General features: G+C 27.6%; 2 protein-coding genes. One reads left to right on the forward strand and one right to left on the reverse strand.

Annotation, left to right across the window (positions count from 1 at the left end; all coding sequences use genetic code 4):
• Window positions 1-298: 298 nt before the first annotated feature.
• Entirely contained in the window at window positions 299-562 is a 264-nt protein-coding gene (locus tag D9R21_RS08450) for a hypothetical protein (RefSeq protein WP_241568797.1), read from the reverse strand.
• A 297-nt stretch (window positions 563-859) separates the two neighbouring features.
• Here D9R21_RS08450 and lepA point away from each other — a divergent pair, with 297 nt between their 5' ends.
• Window positions 860-2,662, forward strand: coding sequence for a translation elongation factor 4 (gene lepA, locus D9R21_RS05550; RefSeq protein WP_126821424.1), 1,803 nt, complete (start codon window positions 860-862; stop codon window positions 2,660-2,662).
• The last annotated feature ends 225 nt before the right edge of the window (window positions 2,663-2,887 follow it).

Consider the following 2,887-nt stretch of genomic DNA (forward strand, 5'->3'; position numbering starts at 1 on the left):
AGTTTTCATTCTTTATTAAAAAAAGCAACAATTCATAACAATATTTACTTATCGCATGACGAATATATTAATGATGTTAAAAAATGAAATAAATGATATTCAAGCCGCAAAGAAAAGGATATAATAAATAAAAGTTTATAAACCTTTTTTACTAATACTTACTTTTTGGGGTGCACTCTAAACTAATAATTTTTAATGTTTCTTCAATTTTATCTTTTAAATAATTTAAGTAATAATAATTAATGATTGATTCTCGTAAAATTTTAAGTTTGTTGCCATAATTAGCTTGTAGTTGTTTTTAACAATAATCAAAAATTCGTAAATTTTCTTGTCGCATGTTTAAATTAACTTTAAAATGTTGTCGATATAATTTTCGATATTCATTAAGGGCATTACTAATACGTTTATGAATAAATCCCGTACTATGATTAATAAAACGCATAATTTGGTAAATTAACCCTTCATGTTGTTGCAGCTTAATTTGTTTTGTATTAAAATTTTTTAAATTTTTTAATAATGTATACAACCAATCTTTTTTTTGTATCAGAAATTTTTTCAACATTCGTAATTAAAGTTACGTCAGCCATTAACTGATTGTAATATTCTGTAAAGTTAGTACTCACAATTATTCCCCATTCCGTGATATTAATAAACACTAATAATTTTATCTTTTTTTAAAAATAATTGTTTCAGAGTTTCATTTTTTAAATTGTATAATATATTTTATCGTATTTATTTTAAAAATTCAATGTGACTATAATTATTTATTATTAAAACCTGCTATTTCAGGTTATTTTGCTAAAATTATGTATAATAATATCAGAGATGTGACTGTTTATAGAAAGGGTTTTAATTTTAAATGGATAAAAAATTAATTCGTAATTTTTCAATTATTGCTCATATTGACCATGGGAAGTCAACCTTAGCAGACCGGATTTTAGAGTTAACAGGGACAGTTGAAAAACGAGAAATGCAAGAACAATTATTGGATTCAATGGATTTAGAACGTGAACGAGGAATAACAATTAAATTAAATTCTGTTCAGTTAAAATATCGTGCTCAAGATCAACAAGAGTATATTTTTCATTTAATTGATACACCAGGGCATGTTGATTTTACCTATGAAGTTTCACGTAGTTTAGCAGCTTGTGAAGGAGCAATTTTAGTTGTTGATGCAGCACAAGGAATTGAAGCCCAAACATTAGCAAATGTTTATTTAGCAATTGATAATAATTTAGCAATTATTCCTGTTATTAATAAAATTGATTTACCATCTGCTGATCCAGACCGTGTCAAAGAAGAAATTGAAAATTTAATTGGAATTCCAACAACAAATGCACCATTAATTAGTGCTAAGACAGGGTTAAATATTGAACAGGTCTTAGAAGCAATTGTTAAAGATATCCCTGCGCCGTTAGAAGGCGATGATAATATTCCATTGCAAGCATTAATTTTTGACTCATATTATGATAAATATCGTGGTGTAATTGTTTCAATTCGAGTTAAACAAGGAATTGTTCGCGTTGGTGAAAAAATTAAATTAATGAATACTGGTGCTGTTTATGAAGTTACCGAATTAGGAGTTAAAACACCAAAAGAAGTTAAAAAAAACCAATTAGTTGCTGGTGAAGTAGGTTGATTAGCAGCAAGTATTAAAATGGTCCGTGATGTTCGGGTTGGTGATACGATTACAACCGTTGCTAATCCAGCTCAACAGCCATTACCAGGATATAAAAAAATGAACCCAGTGGTATTTTGTGGATTATATCCAATTGATTCCGCTAAATATAAAGATTTAAAAGAATCTTTAGAAAAAATTCAGTTATCTGATGCTTCCCTTGTTTATGAACCAGAAACATCACAAGCATTAGGTTTTGGTTTTCGTTGTGGCTTTTTAGGATTATTACATATGGATGTTATTCAAGAACGGTTAGAACGAGAATATAATTTAGAATTAATTGCAACTGTTCCATCGGTAATTTATCATGTTTATTTAACAAATAAGGAAATGATTAGTATTGATAATCCAAGTGAGTTACCAGATGTGCAAAAAATTGATCGCATTGAAGAACCATTTGTCAAAGCAACGATTATGACTCCTAAGCAATATATTGGTTCATTAATGGAATTATGTCAAAATAAACGCGGAACATATGTTAATTTAGAGTATATTGATGATACACGGCGAATTTTAACTTATGAAATGCCATTAAATGAAATTGTGTTTGATTTTTTTGATCGGTTAAAATCAATTAGTAAAGGTTATGCTTCATTAGACTATGATTTTATTGGTTATCGTCCTAATAAATTAGTTAAAATGGATATTTTATTAAACAATGAAATTATTGATGCTTTATCAATTATTGTTCATCGTGATTTTGCTTATGGGCGTGGTAAAGCCTTATGTGCAAAATTAAAAGAAATTATCCCTCGGCAAAATTTTGAAGTTCCAATTCAGGCAGCCATTAATCATAAAGTTATTGCACGAGAAGATATTAAAGCAATGCGTAAAAATGTCTTAGCAAAATGTTATGGTGGTGATATTACTCGGAAAAAGAAATTATTAGAAAAACAAAAAGAAGGAAAAAAACGAATGAAAGCAATTGGCTCAGTTGAAGTCCCCCAAGAAGCTTTTATGGCTGTTTTAAAGTTAGATGATTAATTGCTATTGTTAGCAATTTTTTATTAATAAAAAGTGATATAATTATAGAGTGCACCCCAAAAAGTAAGTATTAGTAAAAAAGGTTTATAAACTTTTATTTATTATATCCTTTTCTTTGCGGCTTGAATATCATTTATTTCATTTTTTAACATCATTAATATATTCGTCATGCGATAAGTAAATATTGTTATGAATTGTTGCTTTTTTTAATAAAGAATGAAAACT

The organism is Spiroplasma endosymbiont of Megaselia nigra (assembly GCF_003987485.1).
Taxonomy (GTDB): domain Bacteria; phylum Bacillota_I; class Bacilli_A; order Mycoplasmatales; family Mycoplasmataceae; genus Spiroplasma.